The organism is Streptococcus mitis (assembly GCF_023109235.1).
Lineage (GTDB): Bacteria > Bacillota > Bacilli > Lactobacillales > Streptococcaceae > Streptococcus > Streptococcus mitis_DA.
The window spans coordinates 61277-78991 of the sequence record NZ_JALDUC010000009.1 but is presented as its reverse complement, the minus strand read 5'-3'; the positions used below and the strand labels follow the sequence as shown (position 1 = coordinate 78991).

The window sequence follows — 17715 nt, the reverse complement described above, 5'->3', positions numbered from 1 at the left end:
TATTTATTCGGAAAAAGGATGAAAAATACTCGGTCTGGCTCTTCCCAATGGTATTTTTTGGTGCTTTCCTTTATAATGGGTGTATGGATAAGAAAAAATTATTATTGATTGATGGATCTTCTGTTGCTTTTCGGGCGTTTTTTGCGCTCTATCAGCAGTTGGACCGTTTTAAGAATGCGGCTGGTTTGCATACCAATGCGATTTATGGCTTTCAGTTGATGTTGAGCCATTTGTTGGAGCGGGTTAAGCCGAGTCATATTTTGGTGGCTTTTGATGCGGGAAAGACGACCTTCCGGACAGAGATGTATGCGGACTATAAGGGTGGTCGGGCTAAGACTCCTGATGAGTTTCGTGAGCAATTTCCATTCATTCGTGAGTTGTTGGACCATATGGGGATTCGTCACTATGAGTTGGCTCAGTATGAGGCAGATGATATCATTGGGACACTGGATAAGCTAGCAGAGCAGGATGGTTTTGATATTACCATTGTCAGTGGGGACAAGGACTTGATTCAGCTGACGGATGAGCATACGGTGGTTGAGATTTCCAAGAAAGGTGTGGCTGAGTTTGAGGCCTTTACACCAGAATATCTTATGGAAAAGATGGGCATTACACCGACGCAGTTTATCGATCTCAAGGCGCTCATGGGTGATAAGTCGGATAATATCCCTGGGGTGACCAAAATCGGTGAAAAGACGGGCATCAAGCTCTTGCTGGAGCATGGCTCACTCGAGGGGATTTATGAAAATATCGATGGGATGAAGGCTTCTAAGATGAAGGAAAATCTCATCAATGATAAGGAACAGGCCTTTTTGTCTAAAACACTGGCTACCATTGATATCAAGGCACCGATTGAGATTGGTTTGGAGGATTTAGTCTATAGTGGTCCAGATGTGGAAAATCTTGGGAAATTTTACGATGAGATGGGTTTCAAACAGCTCAAGCAGGCTTTAAATGTGTCGTCAACTGATGTCGCTGAGAGTTTGGGCTTTACTATCGTTGACCAAATTAGCCAAGATATGCTGAGTGAAGAGTCTATCTTCCACTTTGAGCTTTTTGGTGAGAATTACCATACGGATGATTTGGTTGGATTTGCCTGGTCTTGTGGGGAAAAGCTCTATGCTACAGACAAGCTTGAGCTGTTGCAAGACCCGATTTGCAAGGACTTTTTAGAAAAAACACCTCTGAGAGTTTATGACTTTAAGAAGGCTAAAGTTCTCTTGCATCGTTTTGGTGTGGATTTGCAGGCGCCTGCTTTTGATAGCCGTTTGGCTAAATACCTCCTTTCGACTGTGGAGGACAATGAAATTGCGACCATCGCTAGTCTTTATGGTCAGACTTATTTGGTTGATGATGAAACTTTCTACGGTAAGGGTGTCAAGAGAGCCATTCCTGAACGCGAGAAATTCTTGGAACACTTGGCTCGTAAGATTGCAGTTTTGATCGAAACAAAGCCTATTTTGCTTGAAAAACTCAGCGAAAATGGGCAATTAGAGCTTCTTTATGATATGGAGCAACCTCTGGCTTTTGTCCTTGCCAAGATGGAAATTGCTGGGATTACGGTCAAGAAAGAGACCTTGCTTGAGATGCAGGCTGAAAATGAGCTTGTTATTGAAAAACTGACTCAGGAGATTTACGAACTGGCTGGTGAGGAGTTTAATATTAACTCGCCTAAGCAGTTGGGCGTGCTTCTCTTTGAAAAATTGGGGCTACCTCTAGAATACACTAAGAAAACCAAGACTGGATACTCGACAGCCGTGGATGTCTTGGAGCGTCTGGCTCCTATTGCGCCAATTGTTAAGAAAATCCTTGACTACCGTCAGATTGCTAAGATTCAATCCACTTATGTGATTGGCTTGCAGGACTGGATTTTGGCTGATGGCAAGATTCATACTCGCTATGTGCAGGATTTGACCCAGACTGGGCGTCTGTCTAGTGTGGATCCAAACTTGCAAAATATTCCTGTTCGTTTGGAGCAAGGCCGTCTCATTCGTAAGGCTTTTGTGCCTGAGTGGGAGGATAGTGTGTTGCTCAGCTCGGACTATTCACAGATTGAATTGCGCGTTTTGGCGCATATTTCTAAGGATGAGCATCTGATTAAGGCCTTTCAAGAGGGAGCAGATATCCATACCTCGACGGCCATGCGGGTCTTTGGAATTGAACGCCCTGAGGATGTGACTCCAAACGACCGTCGCAATGCCAAAGCAGTTAACTTTGGAGTAGTTTACGGGATTTCAGATTTTGGCTTGTCTAATAATCTGGGCATCAGCCGTAAGGAGGCCAAGGCCTACATTGATACCTACTTTGAACGCTTCCCAGGTATTAAAAATTACATGGATGAAGTGGTGCGTGAGGCGCGTGATAAGGGCTATGTAGAGACCCTCTTCAAGCGTCGTCGTGAGTTGCCAGATATCAATTCGCGTAACTTTAACATTCGTGGTTTTGCGGAGCGAACTGCCATCAACTCGCCTATCCAGGGTTCGGCGGCAGATATTCTCAAGATTGCCATGATTCAGCTGGATAAAGCCTTGGTTGCAGGTGGTTATCAGACTAAGATGCTGTTACAAGTGCACGATGAAATCGTCCTTGAAGTTCCTAAGTCTGAATTGGTAGAGATGAAAAAATTGGTGAAACAAACCATGGAAGAAGCCATTCAACTCAGTGTTCCCCTTATCGCAGATGAGAATGAAGGGGCAACCTGGTACGAGGCTAAATAAAAAGGGGGCTAGTCCTCCTTTTTTGTAGTAGAATTATGCAAGCCTTTTCAAAATATGCTATACTGATGAAAAAGGAGGATTTCTATGAGTCAAGAATTTATCAATCCAAGTGATGGCGTGATTCGTCAGTATCTAGCAACTAGTAAAACCCTTGCTGTGGTGGGATTGTCTGACCGCGAGGAAACAACCAGTAATCGAGTGACCAAGGAAATGCAGGCTCGGGGTTATAAAATTATCCCAGTCAATCCTAAGGCGGCAGGTGGCGAAATCTTGGGTGAAAAGGTTTATGCCAGCCTAGCTGAGATTCCTTTTCCTGTAGATATTGTCAATGTTTACCGTCGCAGCGAGTTTCTGCCAGATGTGGCGCGTGATTTTCTCAAGGCTGATGCTAAAATTTTTTGGGCACAGCTAGGACTTGAAAGTCTAGAAGCGGAAGAAATCTTGCGTGCTGGAGGATGCGATGACATCGTGATGAATCGTTGCATCAAGAGAGAACATACTCGCTTGATTGAGGAAGCATAAGAAAAAGGTAGCTGGTGGGCTACCTTTTGTGTTAGAAAATGCCGATAAGGGTCTGCATACCGAGACTGGTGAGAATGATGGCTATCCAGCAAATGGCTCCGAGGACAATGGATTTTCCGCTGGATTTGATCATAGCCACCAGATTTGTTTTGAGACCGATAGCACTCATGGCCATGATAATGAGGAATTTGGAGAGTTGTTTGAGAGGAGTAAAGAAGCTACTGGACACACCGAGAGAGGTCAGTAGGGTGGTTAGGAGAGATGCAAGGATGAAGTAGAGGATAAAAAGTGGGAAGACTTTTTTCAGTTGCAATCCTTGCTTATTTTCTTGTTGGCGACTTTGCCAGTAGGAGAGAAAGAGAGTGATGGGGATGATAGCCAGGGTTCGTGTGAGTTTGACAATGGTTGCGGATTCGAGGGTATTGGTCTGGTAGAGACTGTCCCAGGCGCTGGCGGTAGCCGTTACAGAGGAAGTGTCATTGACTGCAGTCCCTGCAAAGAGGGCGAAGCCGTCATTGGATAGATGAAGCCAGGTTCCTAGAGTCGGAAAGATGAGTGCAGCCAAGACATTGAAGAAAAAGATAACAGAAATGGCTTGGGCTACTTCCTTTTCCTTAGCATGGATAACGGGCGCTGTCGCAGCAATGGCAGAGCCACCGCAGATAGAAGAACCAACTCCAATCAAGGTAGCCAGTTTTGTGTCCAGTGAAAAGAAGCGTTGGAAGAGGTAGGCAACAATCAAAGCTATTGAAATGGTAGACAGGATGACAGGGAGCGAAGTTTGTCCAACTGCAAAGACTTGCGAGATATTGAGACCAAAACCAAGCAAGATAACAGCATATTGGAGCAATTTTTTTGAACTAAAGGTCAATCCCGCATCCAGTTGTTTATAGGATGAGAGCCAGGGGTGGAGGAGCATTCCAGCAAAAATTGCAAAGACAGGTGCACCCACGACGGGGAAGAATCCTCCTAAGTACCAAGATAGGATAGAAATGAGAAGGCAGGCCAAGATGCCTGCTCCATTTTTTGATAGAAATGACATAAAAACCTCCAAATAGAATCTGTTACCATTATAGACCTGTAAACAGGAAAAGTAAAATAGAAAGTGGAGCTAACAATTATTTGACAAGTAGTGCTAATTATGTGATAATAATCTTACAAGAACTGTAACGAAGTCTTGGCAAAAACAAAAATACCAGAGCTCCACCTCTGGTATTTCTTTTTGTCTAGTTACATTAAAACTAAACTCAGGTTGTATTTTTTTTGTCGCGCTTATCTAACCACTTTCTGACTATCCACTCAGAAATGACATTACCGGTAATAGTAATCAGTAATGGTGCTAGAATAGTTGTAACGAAGATTATCAAAACCTCAATACTCGTCGAAAATCTCATGATACGTTGTCATCTTCGGCTTACCTAACTTTAGTTATGCTTTCACCTCGATTCCTAGTCTCATGAGATTTTCATTGAGTATTCTAAAAACATAGTGTTGTAATCAATTTAAATTAACACACTTCAATTTGTTATGCTAGCGTTATTCTATCATGTATTTTTGCGGTCGGTGGGCTTTTGTAGTATAATAGAGATACGTTTTGACAGTAGGAGGTATCTATGGATTTAACTAAGCGCTTTAATAAACAGTTAGATAAGATTCAAGTTTCGTTGATTCGTCAGTTTGACCAGGCTATTTCGGAGATTCCTGGGGTCTTGCGTTTGACCTTGGGGGAACCTGATTTTACAACGCCAGATCATATCAAGGAGGCGGCCAAGCGGGCGATTGACCAGAACCAATCCTACTATACAGGGATGAGTGGTCTGCTGACCTTACGTCAGGCGGCCAGTGATTTTGTTAAGGAAAAATACCAACTGGACTATGCTCCTGAAAATGAAATCTTGGTTACAATTGGGGCGACAGAGGCTTTATCTGCTACTTTGACAGCTATTTTAGAAGAGGGAGACAAGGTACTTTTGCCAGCACCTGCTTATCCAGGCTATGAACCGATTGTCAATCTAGTTGGGGCAGAGGTTGTCGAGATTGACACGACTGAAAATGGATTTGTCTTGACTCCTGAGATGTTAGAAAAGGCTATTTTGGAGCAAGGTGACAAGCTCAAGGCGGTTATTCTCAACTATCCAGCCAATCCGACAGGGATTACCTATAGTCGGGAGCAGTTGGAAGCCTTGGCAGCTGTTTTACGCAAGTATGAAATTTTCGTTGTCTGTGATGAGGTTTACTCAGAATTGACCTATACAGGCGAAGCCCATGTGTCTCTGGGAACCATGTTGAGAGATCAGGCTATTATTATCAATGGTCTATCTAAATCGCATGCCATGACAGGTTGGCGTTTGGGTCTGATTTTTGCTCCTGCAGCCTTTACAGCTCAGTTGATTAAGAGTCACCAGTACTTGGTTACTGCCGCAAATACTATGGCTCAACATGCTGCGGTGGAGGCCTTGACGGCTGGTAAAAATGATGCGGAGCCTATGAAAAAGGAATACATCCAGCGTCGGGACTATATTATCGAGAAAATGACTGCTCTTGGTTTTGAGATTATTAAACCAGACGGTGCCTTCTATATCTTTGCTAAGATTCCAGCGGGCTACAATCAAGACTCCTTTGCCTTTCTAAAGGATTTTGCTCAGAAGAAGGCCGTTGCCTTTATCCCTGGTGCTGCCTTTGGGCGTTACGGAGAAGGCTATGTGCGTCTGTCTTATGCAGCGAGTATGGAGACTATCAAAGAAGCCATGAAACGACTTGAGGAGTATATGAGAGAAGCATGATTCAGTCTATCACGAGTCAAGGCTTGGTGCTCTACAATCGTAACTTTCGTGAGGATGACAAGCTAGTCAAGATTTTTACAGAACAGGCTGGCAAGCGGATGTTTTTCGTCAAACACGCTGGTCAGTCTAAGCTGGCCCCTGTTATTCAGCCCTTGGTGCTGGCACGATTTCTCTTGCGAATCAATGATGATGGGCTTAGTTACATTGAGGACTATCATGAGGTGATGACTTTTCCCAAGATTAATAGCGATCTCTTTGTCATGGCCTATGCGACCTACGTGGCAGCTCTTGCCGATGCTAGTTTGCAGGACAATCAGCAGGATGCTCCCTTGTTTGCTTTTTTGCAAAAGACTTTGGAATTGATGGAAGCGGGCTTGGATTATCAGGTTTTGACTAATATTTTTGAAATTCAAATCTTGACCCGATTTGGTATTAGTCTCAATTTTAATGAGTGTGTCTTTTGTCATCGGGTCGGTCAGGCTTTTGACTTTTCTTTCAAATATGGAGCCTGCCTCTGTCCAAATCATTATCATGAAGATGAGAGACGTTGCCATCTCAATCCCAATATCCCCTATCTGCTCAATCAATTTCAAGCTATTGATTTTGAGACATTGGAGACCATTTCGCTCAAGCCTGAAATCAAGCAAGAACTACGCCAATTTATGGATCAACTCTACGAAGAGTACGTTGGGATTCACCTAAAATCAAAGAAATTTATTGATTCCCTAGCAGACTGGGGACAATTACTAAAAGAGGAAAAGAAATGAAAAAAATCGCAGTAGATGCCATGGGGGGCGATTACGCACCTCAGGCCATCGTTGAGGGTGTCAATCAAGCCCTAGCTGACTTTTCAGATATCGAGGTTCAACTCTACGGAGATGAAGCTAAAATCAAGCAATATCTGACAGCGACAGAGCGCGTCAGCATTATCCATACGGATGAGAAGATTGATTCAGACGATGAACCTACGAGAGCTATTCGGAAGAAGAAAAATGCCAGTATGGTCTTGGCGGCCAAGGCTGTCAAAGAGGGAGAAGCAGACGCTGTTCTCTCAGCTGGGAATACAGGTGCTTTACTAGCAGCAGGATTTTTCATCGTGGGTCGTATCAAGAACATCGATCGTCCTGGGCTTATGTCGACTTTGCCGACTGTAGATGGGAAGGGGTTTGACATGCTGGACCTCGGTGCTAATGCGGAAAATACAGCCCAGCACCTCCATCAATACGCGGTTCTAGGTTCTTTCTATGCTAAAAATGTCCGTGGCATTGCGCAACCACGTGTTGGCTTACTTAACAATGGAACAGAGAGTAGCAAGGGTGACCCGCTTCGCAAGGAAACCTATGAATTATTAGCGGCTGATGAAAGTTTGAATTTTATCGGAAATGTGGAAGCGCGTGATTTGATGAATGGCGTTGCAGATGTTGTTGTGGCAGATGGTTTCACGGGAAACGCTGTGCTCAAATCCATCGAAGGGACAGCCATGGGAATCATGGGCTTGCTCAAGACAGCTATTACAGATGGTGGTCTTCGAGCGAAACTAGGCGCACTCCTTCTCAAGGATAGCCTTAGAGGTTTGAAAAAACAGCTCAACTACTCAGATGTTGGTGGAGCAGTCTTGTTTGGTGTCAAGGCACCGGTTGTCAAGACTCATGGCTCAAGCGATGCCAAGGCTGTGTATAGTACAATCCGCCAGATTCGTACCATGCTAGAAACAGACGTAGTTGCCCAGACTGCGCGCGAATTTTCAGGAGAATAAAAGAGATGACAGAAAAAGAAATTTTTGACCGTATTGTGACCATTATCCAAGAGCGACAGGGAGAGGACTTTGTCGTGACAGAATCCTTGAGTCTGAAAGACGATTTGGATGCGGACTCAGTTGACTTGATGGAGTTTATCTTGACACTGGAAGATGAATTTAATATCGAAATCAGCGATGAGGAAATTGACCAACTGCAAAGTGTAGGAGATGTGGTTAAAATCATTCAAGCAAAATAGAAATCGAAGTTCCAAGGCACTTGCTTTGGAATTTTTCTTTGGTTCAAATGACCGTTTAGGAACAGATTTAGTCTTTCTAGGGACAGGAGAAATCTGAGGACAAATAAGGGATATAATGAAATCATAAAAATCAATCTCCAAAAGGAGAAAAAAGAAAGGATTTTTATGATGAAAAAATATCTTTATTCTAGTTTATTAGTTCTTGCAGGAGGCGTTCTCCTAGCAAATACTACTGTGGCCTACGCTGATTCCCCATCAGCAAGTGAGAAAGAAGCGATTGCTCAATTAGTTAATCAAGGCAAGATAAAAGCTGAAGAAGCTGATCAAGTAAAATTGATTGGTTTTGAAGATAAAGAAACCCAAGCAGAGGGAAATCAAGAGAAGAAAGCTTTCAATCAATATCGTGATCCGAAAGGCACATGGATGCAAACCAATGGTAAATGGTGGTTTAAATACGGTTCAGGTGGGTATGCTAAAAATTGGGAACAATTAGATGGCAAGTGGTACTATTTTGATGACCAAGGATGGATGAAAGAAAATACTTGGATTCAACCTGATGGTAATTATTACTACTTATCTGCTAGTGGTGCTATGGTCACTGGTTATCAACGTGTGAATGGTACACCATACTTCTTTAGAGACAGTGGTGTATGGGTAGAAAATCGTGGACAGGCACTTGGTGAATATGCCGAGACATTTGTAGGGAAAATTCCATATGTTTGGGGTGGAGCAGATTTGAATAGTGGCGTAGATTGCTCAGGATTTACGATGGCTATTCATGCTAAGTTTGATATTAGTATTCCTAGAGTGACCTATGGTCAAGCAACAGGAGGAAGCTATGTAAGTAATGGTTCTCAACAAGCTGGAGATTTAATTTTGTATAATAGTGAAGAGACAAATGACCATGTAGGTATTTATGTTGGTGGTGGAAAGGTAGTTCATGCTCCATATCCAGGTCAATATGTTTCTTATATGGATCAATACGGTATTACTCAAAATACAATTCGTAGATATTGGTAATATTGTCTAATTTTTCACAATATTATTGACTTTGATTATGAAAAGTATTAGAATATAGCTAAATAAAGAGGGGAAACCCTCCTGTAGCTATTCAATAAAGGAGGAAATGGCTATGAAAAAATCTAAACTTCTCACACTTGGTTTGCTTGCAGGCGCTGGTTTCATTTTGACAATCAATCAAGCACAGGCTGCAGATACTTGGGTTAAAAATGGTTCTGACTGGAATCTTTCTCAAGATGGCAGTCTCGCTAAGGATAAATGGGTACAAAATGCTGGCTCTTGGTACCACTTTGACGGTTCTGGTAAAATGCAGACAGGCTGGCTCAAAGACGGAAATACATGGTATTCGCTCGCAGATAGTGGGGCTATGCGTACTGGCTGGTACAAGGAAGGCAATACATGGTACTCACTAGCAGATAGTGGGGTTATGCGCACTGGTTGGTACAAAGAAGGATCTACATGGTATTACCTTAAAGGCAGTGGCGCTATGGCAACAGGATGGGTGACTCCAAATGGTAAATGGTCTTACTTTGAAAAATCAGGTGCTATGGTAGCAGATAGAGCTGTCCCAGCCAGTGATGGGGAAAGTTATGTCATTGGTAAGGATGGCTATCTAGCAAATAGAAAAGATGCTGGATACAATATTCATGATATTGTCAAACTTGGAGATGGGCAAGAATATTTGCTAAATGCTAAAGGTGACGATGTTATTATTGAAAAAAATGCTTGGTATATCAGACCAGAGTTTAAGAAGTTTTCTAATAAATATGGAGATGAGGTTTCAAATACTACCTTAGCTCTGGTAGATAATAAAGACGAAGGACAAGAAATTGATCCTAAGGCAGTTGTACAGAACTTCCAAAACTTACCAAATCGCTACTACTTTGATGAAAATGGACATCGTGTGGTTAATATCCCCGCAATGACCACCTATTCAGAGATTAAAAAAGTTGGCAATGATGTCTATTTAGAAAATCCAGGTGCACGACTTCGTCTTGGAGCTACCAGTTTCACAATCAATAACAATAAACTATACTATTTAGAAAATGAGCAAGGTAAGCTCAAAACAGGTTACTTTGTATTAATTGATGATGGAGCAACCACTACACACCATCATATCCTAGCCTATGCGGGTCAATCTGGTGAAATTCTTAAGATGAAACGCTTGCCATCAGGAGTTTCAGATTATCTTGATAAAGAAATTGATGGTTTATATGGTGAAAAAATTAAAATTGAATCTCCACACTCAAACGAATATTATAAAGTGGTTGTGGTTAAATAAAAATAATATCTTCACAACTAATTATTAACACTCTAACCAATATACCATTTTCAGGAGGCTTTAGATTTCTTGTATTTTAAAAGGAAACTAAAGCCTTTTGTGGATTTATAAGGGGTTAGAGAGGATATAAAAGTATGAAAAGGAGTCTGTCATGGAAATGAAAAATACATTTGTAGAATTAGAACAATTTGAAGAGTTAACCCCAGAGGTATTGGAGGAAGTGAATGGTGGAGGGATTTTTGAAGATATTTACCATTGGCTACATCTACTCCCAGATCCAAGATAGTATTTTGATTAAAATGTGTTAACTAAACAGATTTATGATTATATTACTTGAATTTTTAGTGTTTATATTGATTTTAATCAATATTTTAGCTCCTCCGATTTATCTAGGTAGTCAACTCTCTAAAGCATTTTATGACAAACGCTCTATATTTCTTTGGGTAGTTTTTCATCTATTTGCTACCTTCGTTTTTCCGAGTTTCTTGCATGTTGCCAATTTATTATTCTTTTATATAATATTTTGGATTGTGTTAAAGAAAAAGAAGAAGGAAGCTCTCTTTCTTGCCCTTTATCTATTTATGTTTTATCAAAGTATTCGATATTTGGTTTTGACATTTATAATACGATTGATATTTGACTACTCTGAACTATCTGATTTCTTGCATAGTGGATTTGATTCTGTATTTAGTTTGATTTCGTTGTTTTTGTCTGTTGTCATTTTAAGACGATGGGGAATTGATTTCAATATATTATTTTTAGATAAATTTCAATCGTTAGTGACGAAAAGTATGTGGATCTTATCCTTATTGTTTGGTTTCAGACTGTTTTCATCCATCATGTCTGGAGGATGTAATCCTTTCTACGTTCGATTTGATACGACCATTTCTCTCCTGATTTTCATCCTATTTTTCTCTTGGCTCTTTTACATTAAGCATTTGGAGCAGGTTTATCGTGATGAGCAGACCATTCAGAGACAAGAAGATGAAAATCGTTCCTTGCAAGGGATGGTGGATAAGCTGGGTCATCTCTATGATGAAGTTCGAGGTTTCCGTCATGATTTTGCAGGGATTGTCGCTAGCATGGAGCCTGCCATAGCGAATCAAGACATGGCCGAGGTGTCTACCATTTATCAAGATGTCTTTCTAAAGACAAATGAAAAGCTGAGAAAGGCGGACTACACAGCCTTTAATCTTCACAATATCCATGATATAGCCATTCGTAATACCTTGGCAAAAGCCATGATTGTGGCAGATAATCAGGGAATTCATTTTAGTTTGGAGACGGTGGGGGTCGTCGAAGAGCTGGCATTGCCGATGTTGGAGGCTATCCGTATCCTCTCTATCCTCACGACAAATGCTTTAGAAGCAGCGAATGAGGCGGAAAATCCGCAGATTCGAGTTGCTTTGTTGGCAGGTGATAGGAGTGTTCGTTTTATCATTGAAAACACTCGTAAGAAAGAAGAACTGAATCCCAGCATTCTCAGTCAAAAGGGTTACTCTACCAAGGGCAAGCACAGTGGACTGGGCTTAGCGACCTTGGAGGATATGGTTTTTCATTATGATTTGAACTTAGATACCCAACTGGGAGAGACGACCTTTAGACAAGATTTAGAATTGCCATTTAAGGATGAGGAACGAGGAGGAGAGGAATGAGAATTTTAGTTTTGGAAGACGATAGAGTCCAGCAGGGACGGATAGAGCAGACTTTACTAGATATCGGTCGCTCTCGTAATTTAAGATTGGAAATTGATATTGCCAAAAACTATGGAGACGTTGAAAAGTATTCCCAGTATTTTGACCATTACCAGCTCTATTTATTGGATTTAGAGATTGATGGAGAGCGTGAACGGGGCTTTCAGGTTGCTCAACATGTTCGGGAGCGGGATCCTTTTACAAGCATTGTCTTTGTGTCCACGCACTCGGAGGCCTTGCCTCTAGCTTTTCGCTACCACTTGTCTGCCTTGGATTTTATTTCCAAGGATCAGCCTGAGGAGGATTACCGTCATCAGCTGGAGCGCTGTCTGGACTATGTACTGGCAGTGGATAAGAGAGAAAATATGCGTCTATTCACCTATAGTTTTGAGGGAAGACGGGGCTTTACTTTGCCCTACCATGAGATTTTAGCCTTTGAAACTTCAGTGGAATCCCATCGTATCAAGGTCTATTATGCCAATCATTCTATCAAGACCATTTACGGCAGTCTCAAGGATATCGCTGCTAAGGCTGAAAAAGATTACTTTGTCTATGCCAATCGCAATACGTTGGTCAGTTTACAGGCTATTGAGGAGATGACTGCCACAGAAGTGACCTTGTTAGAAGGCTTGCACTTCCCCGTATCACGAACAGCCAGAAGAACCCTTAAAAAACATCTCAATGTCTAATATCTGTTAGATTTGAATGAATTTATCAATAAGAATGTCGGAAAATTTTCTGATATTCTTATTTTTTTGACTTCTTTTTCGAATAGATAAGTAAGAGGAAACAGAAAGGAGCCTAGTTCATGTATCTACCAATTTTTTATCCGTGGTTTACTAAATTATTTTTCAAATAAATTTAATTTAATTTAGTTGTTCATTTTCGGATTGTTTTTCGAATAGATAAGTGAGAGGGAAAAAAGAAAGGAATAAAATAATGAAAGAACATTATTATGGATTTGTTGAGCTGACTTCGGAAGAATTGACCGATATTCAAGGTGGAGAAAATTGGACGAAGACACTTGCAGATTGGTACGTTGGATTTCGTAGAGGTTTAGGTTTTTAGGGGATAAGCGATGAATGAAATGAATGATAAGTGTACTATTGAAGTATTAAAGGAAAGCGACTTAGCCTTGCTGGTGGGTGGTAGCAAGGAAAGTTATCAACGGGGTTTAATTACAGGTCTATTGTTACGTCGTGCATTATTTGGATTCTAAGATAATATTTAGAGAGTAAAGGTTATCTATAACAACGAATAGAATATATGAAAAAGGAAAGACAAAAAACTACCTTTTTCAATTGTTAATAATCAAAAAAGGAGAATAAGATGGAAAAATTTAAAAATATGGAAGATCGTTTTCATGTAATGAGTCATGAGGAAATGGCCGATGTAGAAGGAGGTTTGCTAATTGGTCTGGTAGTAGTTGGAGGAGTCGCAATTGCAGGAACGTTTTTATTGGGTGCGGTAGATGGTGCTTCAGGAGCACATGCTAAGCGTCGTGGACGTTAACAGGGAAGGAAGAGCGCTGATGGAACGCATGATAGAAAGTTGGATTACTAGGGTAGAGACCTTTTACAGTTTGCAGTCAATTCCTGTAAAAGTATTGATTTTCATAGTTGGAGTAGTTGGGGTTTATGCTTTAGGGACATTACTTTTAGGACCGGTTTATTGGGCGGGACAGAAGTTTGGCGAAATGGTTTACAATTATTTATTTTAATAAAAAATTATAGATAAAGAGGAACAAATACAATGAATATGATAAAAATTGAAGAAAGATTTACAAGTCTCACAGAAAAAGATTTAGCAACAGTAGAGGGCGGTCGAGTGTCATGGAGAGGTAATATTAACATCGATGTCCATAAAGTGATTGATAGTACGGGAAGATTTTTCGGTGGTATCTATAATGCTGGTAGAGCATTTGGGCGAAATGTTTACAATGCATTTTATTAATATAGTTTATTAAAATTGACATCATATATTATATTTTTGAATTCTTTTTCGAATAGACCATAATCTGATTGTAGTCAGAGAGGCATTTCTATGTTTTTAAAAAAAGAAGTGATATTATTAGGGGTATTGTTATCGCTACGTATTATTTTTACTATCGTTCAAATTTTAATTGACTATAAAATATTATCAGGACAGTATAGTGTAAATTTTATGGATATTTCAGAAGTATTTACTTATCCAATACTCATTTTAATCATTTACATAGCAATAAAATATAATACAAAGGAGTAATGACGAACATGAATCAAAAGGATTTGGTGCATGTGAATGGCAGCGTTTTTCCGCCATTCTTGTCAGGTAAATAGGAGTCTAACATGAAAACATTTTTATTAGGTTTTGCTGAGGGGTATTTTATCGTATCGCTCATAATCTACATCGCAACGTATTTGATTTTGAGAAATCCAACCAATACCCTATTTTATCCAGAAATTTACCCTGTTTTATTTGGGCTCTTTTATCTAGGATATAAGGCCAATAAAAAGCAAGTAGAGTGAGCAGTTAAGAATGACTTGTTAGTCTTCGCTGAAAATGGTTAGAGTAGAATCTAAGAATGCACCACATTGGAGTTTAATATGAAATTCGTTAAATCAGTATTGAAAGTTTTGCCTGAAATCATGGTATTACTTAGTTCAATGTCTTATATCATCATCAGATTAGTGGCTGACATAAATAAAGTATCTTTACCTACTTGGTTTGATAATTTTAATATACCCACGGTTGCATTATTTATGATGGTCTTCATTCTTTTATACAGAAGTAAAGAAAAAAAGAATAGATAGATTTGAAGCGGTAGACGCTCTATAGGGAATAGGTGTCTTATAGTAACGAATCAAAAAAAAGGAGTAACTATGAATCGTAATTTAGAACGGTGTTATCTATTCTGACTGTGAATAGATCATACCAGAGGCGGCTTAGAAATAGCAGGGACATTAGAAATTAAAGTAATAAATAGGATGTCGTAAATGTTGCTATCAATGATTTATTTGTTCCAAGCTTGCCTAGGGTGTCAGTAAAAAATCAATTTCCTTTCATACCATATTTTTAGTAGGCATGACATTTGTTCTGCCTATTTTTTATCCCAAAAGTGCAGTTGAGGTGTTTATTTATATCGTTTGGAGTTTATTTGTATTGTTGTTCGTGCTTTTTTGATAAAATAGGTATAGAAATTAGGAAAGTTGAAGAAAAGGAATGAAGAAGGTTTTAAAATATTTTTTAGTATTTGTTTTTCTATTTTTGATGAATATTTTCATCTTTAAGATACTAGCAACTCTGGGATTTCAGCTGACAATGAGTGAAAAGAGTTATATTGTACCACCGGTGTTTTCTATTATCGTTTTATATATGATTGACAAAAGAATTAGGAAGAAAAAGAAATAAATATATATTTTAGGCAGGACGTTTGTTCTACCTATTTTTTATCCCAAAAGTGCAGTTGGGAGGGAGATAGGCGCATTTGGGGAGGAAGTCCAGTTTTTGTTTGGTGATTGGGGTAAGATAGTTATTATCAGATGAGTTTAGGAAAAGGAGATGAATATGAAATTTGGGAAACGCCATTATCGTCCGCAGGTGGATCAGATGGACTGCGGTGTAGCTTCATTAGCCATGGTTTTTGGCTACTATGGTAGTTACTATTCTTTGGCTCACTTGCGAGAATTAGCCAAGACGACCAAGGATGGGACGACGGCTTTGGGCTTGGTCAAGGTAGCAGAGGAGATTGGCTTTGAGACGCGAGCGATCAAGGCGGATATGACACTCTTTGACTTGCCAGATTTGACCTTTCCTTTTGTTGCTCATGTACTTAAGGAAGGGAAATTGCTCCACTACTATGTGGTGACTGGGCAGGACAAGGACAGCATTCATATTGCCGATCCAGATCCTGGGGTGAAATTGACAAAACTGCCACGTGAGCGTTTTGCGGAAGAATGGACAGGAGTGACTCTTTTTATGGCACCTAGTCCAGACTACAAGCCTCATAAGGATCAAAAGAATGGTCTGCTCTCTTTTATTCCTATATTAGTGAAGCAGCGTGGCTTGATTGCTAATATCGTTTTGGCAACACTCTTGGCCACCTTGATTAACATTGTGGGTTCTTATTATCTGCAGTCTATCATTGATACCTATGTGCCAGATCAGATGCGTTCGACACTGGGGATTATTTCTATTGGGCTGGTCATTGTCTACATCCTTCAGCAGGTCTTGTCTTACGCTCAGGAGTATCTCTTGCTTGTTTTGGGGCAACGCTTGTCGATTGATGTGATTTTGTCCTACATCAAGCATGTTTTTCACCTGCCTATGTCCTTTTTTGCGACGCGCAGGACAGGGGAAATCGTTTCTCGTTTTACAGATGCTAACAGTATCATTGATGCGCTGGCTTCGACCATTCTTTCGATTTTCCTAGATGTGTCAACGGTTGTCATTATTTCCCTTGTTTTATTTTCACAAAATACCAATCTCTTTTTCATAACCTTATTGGCACTTCCTATCTATACAGTGATTATCTTTGCCTTTATGAAGCCGTTTGAAAAGATGAATCGGGATACCATGGAAGCCAATGCGGTTCTGTCTTCTTCTATCATTGAGGACATCAACGGTATTGAGACTATCAAGTCTTTGACCAGTGAAAGTCAGCGTTACCAAAAGATTGACAAGGAATTTGTGGATTATCTGAAAAAATCCTTTACCTATAGTCGGGCAGAGAGTCAGCAAAAGGCTCTGAAAAAAGTTGCCCATCTCTTACTCAATGTCGGCATTCTCTGGATGGGAGCTGTTCTGGTCATGGATGGCAAGATGAGTTTGGGGCAGTTGATTACCTATAATACCTTGCTGGTTTACTTTACAAATCCTTTGGAAAATATCATCAATCTGCAAACCAAGCTTCAGACAGCACAGGTTGCCAATAACCGTCTAAATGAAGTATATCTGGTAGCTTCGGAGTTTGAGGAGAAGAAAACGGTTGAGGATTTGAGCTTGATGAAGGGAGATATGACCTTCAAGCAGGTTTCTTACAAGTATGGCTATGGTCGAGACGTCTTGTTGGATATCAATTTGACCATTCCCCAAGGTTCTAAGGTGGCTTTTGTGGGGATTTCAGGGTCAGGTAAGACGACCTTGGCCAAGATGATGGTTAATTTTTACGACCCAAGTCAAGGGGAGATTAGTCTGGGTGGTGTCAATCTCAATCAGATTGATAAAAAGGCCTTGCGCCAGTATATCAACTATCTGCCTCAACAGCCCTATGTCTTTAACGGAACGATTTTGGACAATCTTCTTTTGGGAGCCAAGGAGGGGACGACACAGGAAGATATCTTACGGGCGGTCGAATTGGCAGAGATTCGGGAGGACATTGAGCGCATGCCACTGAATTACCAGACAGAATTGACTTCGGATGGGGCAGGGATCTCAGGTGGTCAACGTCAGAGAATTGCTCTGGCACGTGCTCTCTTGACAGATGCGCCGGTCTTGATCTTGGATGAGGCGACCAGCAGTTTGGATATTCTGACAGAGAAGCGAATTGTCGATAATCTTATGGCTTTAGATAAGACCTTGATTTTCATCGCTCACCGCTTGACCATTGCTGAGCGGACAGAGAAGGTTGTTGTCTTGGATCAGGGCAAGATTGTTGAAGAAGGAAATCATGCTGATTTGCTTGCACAGGGTGGTTTTTACGCCCATTTGGTCAATAGCTAGAA

Annotated in this window: 22 protein-coding genes; 21 read left to right on the top strand and 1 reads right to left on the bottom strand. The window is 40.6% G+C overall.

Features of this window, described 5'->3' with window-relative positions; all coding sequences use genetic code 11:
- The first annotated feature begins 83 nt into the window (after window positions 1-83).
- Complete coding sequence (polA, locus tag M1F55_RS06810) at window positions 84-2717, top strand: DNA polymerase I (RefSeq protein WP_247947549.1); 2634 nt, start codon at window positions 84-86, stop codon at window positions 2715-2717.
- An 84-nt stretch (window positions 2718-2801) separates the two neighbouring features.
- Window positions 2802-3239, top strand: a complete 438-nt coding sequence (locus M1F55_RS06805; RefSeq protein WP_004257688.1) for a CoA-binding protein — start codon at window positions 2802-2804, stop codon at window positions 3237-3239.
- A 31-nt stretch (window positions 3240-3270) separates the two neighbouring features.
- Here the strand turns inward: M1F55_RS06805 and M1F55_RS06800 are convergent, their stop codons facing one another.
- Window positions 3271-4281, bottom strand: a complete 1011-nt coding sequence (locus tag M1F55_RS06800; RefSeq protein WP_247947548.1) for a YeiH family protein — start codon at window positions 4279-4281, stop codon at window positions 3271-3273.
- A gap of 571 nt (window positions 4282-4852) precedes the next feature.
- Between M1F55_RS06800 and M1F55_RS06795 the strand changes: the two genes are divergently transcribed.
- From M1F55_RS06795 to comA, 19 genes are all read left to right on the top strand, one after another.
- A complete protein-coding gene (locus M1F55_RS06795; RefSeq protein ID WP_247947547.1) occupies window positions 4853-6022 on the top strand; it encodes a pyridoxal phosphate-dependent aminotransferase in 1170 nt (389 codons plus the stop codon).
- Window positions 6019-6789: a DNA repair protein RecO gene (gene recO, locus M1F55_RS06790; RefSeq protein ID WP_049502344.1), complete on the top strand. Its 771-nt coding sequence runs from the start codon at window positions 6019-6021 to the stop codon at window positions 6787-6789. The genes M1F55_RS06795 and recO overlap by 4 nt, the downstream gene beginning before the upstream one ends.
- Window positions 6786-7778: a phosphate acyltransferase PlsX gene (gene plsX / locus M1F55_RS06785; protein ID WP_049551062.1), complete on the top strand. Its 993-nt coding sequence runs from the start codon at window positions 6786-6788 to the stop codon at window positions 7776-7778. The genes recO and plsX overlap by 4 nt, the downstream gene beginning before the upstream one ends.
- Before the next feature lie 5 nt (window positions 7779-7783).
- The gene (locus tag M1F55_RS06780) at window positions 7784-8017 is read left to right on the top strand and encodes an acyl carrier protein (protein ID WP_000136445.1); all 234 of its coding nucleotides are present in this window, start codon (window positions 7784-7786) and stop codon (window positions 8015-8017) included.
- A 168-nt stretch (window positions 8018-8185) separates the two neighbouring features.
- Complete coding sequence (locus M1F55_RS06775) at window positions 8186-9037, top strand: C40 family peptidase (protein ID WP_247947546.1); 852 nt, start codon at window positions 8186-8188, stop codon at window positions 9035-9037.
- Between the two features lie 112 nt (window positions 9038-9149).
- Window positions 9150-10319: a PspC-like choline-binding domain-containing protein gene (locus tag M1F55_RS06770; RefSeq protein WP_247947545.1), complete on the top strand. Its 1170-nt coding sequence runs from the start codon at window positions 9150-9152 to the stop codon at window positions 10317-10319.
- A gap of 151 nt (window positions 10320-10470) precedes the next feature.
- Window positions 10471-10605, top strand: a complete 135-nt coding sequence (locus tag M1F55_RS06765) for a ComC/BlpC family leader-containing pheromone/bacteriocin (RefSeq protein WP_000425302.1) — start codon at window positions 10471-10473, stop codon at window positions 10603-10605.
- A 493-nt stretch (window positions 10606-11098) separates the two neighbouring features.
- Complete coding sequence (locus tag M1F55_RS09060) at window positions 11099-11974, top strand: GHKL domain-containing protein (protein WP_247947544.1); 876 nt, start codon at window positions 11099-11101, stop codon at window positions 11972-11974.
- Window positions 11971-12702 carry a response regulator transcription factor gene (locus M1F55_RS06755; RefSeq protein WP_020903295.1) on the top strand — a complete coding sequence of 244 codons (732 nt, stop codon included), beginning with the start codon at window positions 11971-11973 and terminating at the stop codon, window positions 12700-12702. Before M1F55_RS09060 ends, M1F55_RS06755 begins: the two co-directional genes overlap by 4 nt.
- Window positions 12703-12952: 250 nt before the next feature.
- On the top strand, window positions 12953-13081 hold the full coding sequence (locus tag M1F55_RS06750; protein WP_049499438.1) for a smi_0059.1 family bacteriocin-like peptide: 129 nt from the start codon (window positions 12953-12955) through the stop codon (window positions 13079-13081).
- A gap of 10 nt (window positions 13082-13091) precedes the next feature.
- Window positions 13092-13232: a hypothetical protein gene (locus M1F55_RS06745; protein WP_247947543.1), complete on the top strand. Its 141-nt coding sequence runs from the start codon at window positions 13092-13094 to the stop codon at window positions 13230-13232.
- A gap of 128 nt (window positions 13233-13360) precedes the next feature.
- Window positions 13361-13525 carry a class IIb bacteriocin, lactobin A/cerein 7B family gene (locus M1F55_RS06740; RefSeq protein ID WP_247947542.1) on the top strand — a complete coding sequence of 55 codons (165 nt, stop codon included), beginning with the start codon at window positions 13361-13363 and terminating at the stop codon, window positions 13523-13525.
- Between the two features lie 19 nt (window positions 13526-13544).
- Window positions 13545-13733, top strand: a complete 189-nt coding sequence (locus tag M1F55_RS06735; protein WP_050967306.1) for a hypothetical protein — start codon at window positions 13545-13547, stop codon at window positions 13731-13733.
- Window positions 13734-13765: 32 nt separating this feature from the next.
- Window positions 13766-13966: an SPPN_00645 family bacteriocin-like peptide gene (locus M1F55_RS06730; protein WP_050207636.1), complete on the top strand. Its 201-nt coding sequence runs from the start codon at window positions 13766-13768 to the stop codon at window positions 13964-13966.
- Window positions 13967-14056: 90 nt separating this feature from the next.
- A complete protein-coding gene (locus M1F55_RS06725; protein ID WP_023940558.1) occupies window positions 14057-14257 on the top strand; it encodes a hypothetical protein in 201 nt (66 codons plus the stop codon).
- Window positions 14258-14340: 83 nt separating this feature from the next.
- Complete coding sequence (locus tag M1F55_RS06720; RefSeq protein ID WP_247947541.1) at window positions 14341-14520, top strand: hypothetical protein; 180 nt, start codon at window positions 14341-14343, stop codon at window positions 14518-14520.
- A gap of 78 nt (window positions 14521-14598) precedes the next feature.
- Window positions 14599-14805, top strand: coding sequence for a hypothetical protein (locus M1F55_RS06715; RefSeq protein ID WP_049544737.1), 207 nt, complete (start codon window positions 14599-14601; stop codon window positions 14803-14805).
- 409 nt (window positions 14806-15214) lie between these two features.
- A complete protein-coding gene (locus tag M1F55_RS06710) occupies window positions 15215-15403 on the top strand; it encodes a hypothetical protein (RefSeq protein WP_247947540.1) in 189 nt (62 codons plus the stop codon).
- Between the two features lie 156 nt (window positions 15404-15559).
- Window positions 15560-17713, top strand: a complete 2154-nt coding sequence (comA, locus tag M1F55_RS06705; RefSeq protein ID WP_247947539.1) for a peptide cleavage/export ABC transporter — start codon at window positions 15560-15562, stop codon at window positions 17711-17713.
- Window positions 17714-17715 lie beyond the last annotated feature (2 nt).

Bases quoted from the DNA above. Each gene is read 5' to 3' on its own strand.
- polA (WP_247947549.1), top strand. From the start codon at position 84: ATGGATAAGAAAAAATTATTATTGATTGATGGATCTTCTGTTGCTTTT.
- M1F55_RS06805 (WP_004257688.1), top strand. From the start codon at position 2,802: ATGAGTCAAGAATTTATCAATCCAAGTGATGGCGTGATTCGTCAGTAT.
- M1F55_RS06800 (WP_247947548.1), bottom strand. From the start codon at position 4,281: ATGTCATTTCTATCAAAAAATGGAGCAGGCATCTTGGCCTGCCTTCTC.
- M1F55_RS06795 (WP_247947547.1), top strand. From the start codon at position 4,853: ATGGATTTAACTAAGCGCTTTAATAAACAGTTAGATAAGATTCAAGTT.
- recO (WP_049502344.1), top strand. From the start codon at position 6,019: ATGATTCAGTCTATCACGAGTCAAGGCTTGGTGCTCTACAATCGTAAC.
- plsX (WP_049551062.1), top strand. From the start codon at position 6,786: ATGAAAAAAATCGCAGTAGATGCCATGGGGGGCGATTACGCACCTCAG.
- M1F55_RS06780 (WP_000136445.1), top strand. From the start codon at position 7,784: ATGACAGAAAAAGAAATTTTTGACCGTATTGTGACCATTATCCAAGAG.
- M1F55_RS06775 (WP_247947546.1), top strand. From the start codon at position 8,186: ATGAAAAAATATCTTTATTCTAGTTTATTAGTTCTTGCAGGAGGCGTT.
- M1F55_RS06770 (WP_247947545.1), top strand. From the start codon at position 9,150: ATGAAAAAATCTAAACTTCTCACACTTGGTTTGCTTGCAGGCGCTGGT.
- M1F55_RS06765 (WP_000425302.1), top strand. From the start codon at position 10,471: ATGGAAATGAAAAATACATTTGTAGAATTAGAACAATTTGAAGAGTTA.
- M1F55_RS06755 (WP_020903295.1), top strand. From the start codon at position 11,971: ATGAGAATTTTAGTTTTGGAAGACGATAGAGTCCAGCAGGGACGGATA.
- M1F55_RS06750 (WP_049499438.1), top strand. From the start codon at position 12,953: ATGAAAGAACATTATTATGGATTTGTTGAGCTGACTTCGGAAGAATTG.
- M1F55_RS06745 (WP_247947543.1), top strand. From the start codon at position 13,092: ATGAATGAAATGAATGATAAGTGTACTATTGAAGTATTAAAGGAAAGC.
- M1F55_RS06740 (WP_247947542.1), top strand. From the start codon at position 13,361: ATGGAAGATCGTTTTCATGTAATGAGTCATGAGGAAATGGCCGATGTA.
- M1F55_RS06735 (WP_050967306.1), top strand. From the start codon at position 13,545: ATGGAACGCATGATAGAAAGTTGGATTACTAGGGTAGAGACCTTTTAC.
- M1F55_RS06730 (WP_050207636.1), top strand. From the start codon at position 13,766: ATGAATATGATAAAAATTGAAGAAAGATTTACAAGTCTCACAGAAAAA.
- M1F55_RS06725 (WP_023940558.1), top strand. From the start codon at position 14,057: ATGTTTTTAAAAAAAGAAGTGATATTATTAGGGGTATTGTTATCGCTA.
- M1F55_RS06720 (WP_247947541.1), top strand. From the start codon at position 14,341: ATGAAAACATTTTTATTAGGTTTTGCTGAGGGGTATTTTATCGTATCG.
- M1F55_RS06715 (WP_049544737.1), top strand. From the start codon at position 14,599: ATGAAATTCGTTAAATCAGTATTGAAAGTTTTGCCTGAAATCATGGTA.
- M1F55_RS06710 (WP_247947540.1), top strand. From the start codon at position 15,215: ATGAAGAAGGTTTTAAAATATTTTTTAGTATTTGTTTTTCTATTTTTG.
- comA (WP_247947539.1), top strand. From the start codon at position 15,560: ATGAAATTTGGGAAACGCCATTATCGTCCGCAGGTGGATCAGATGGAC.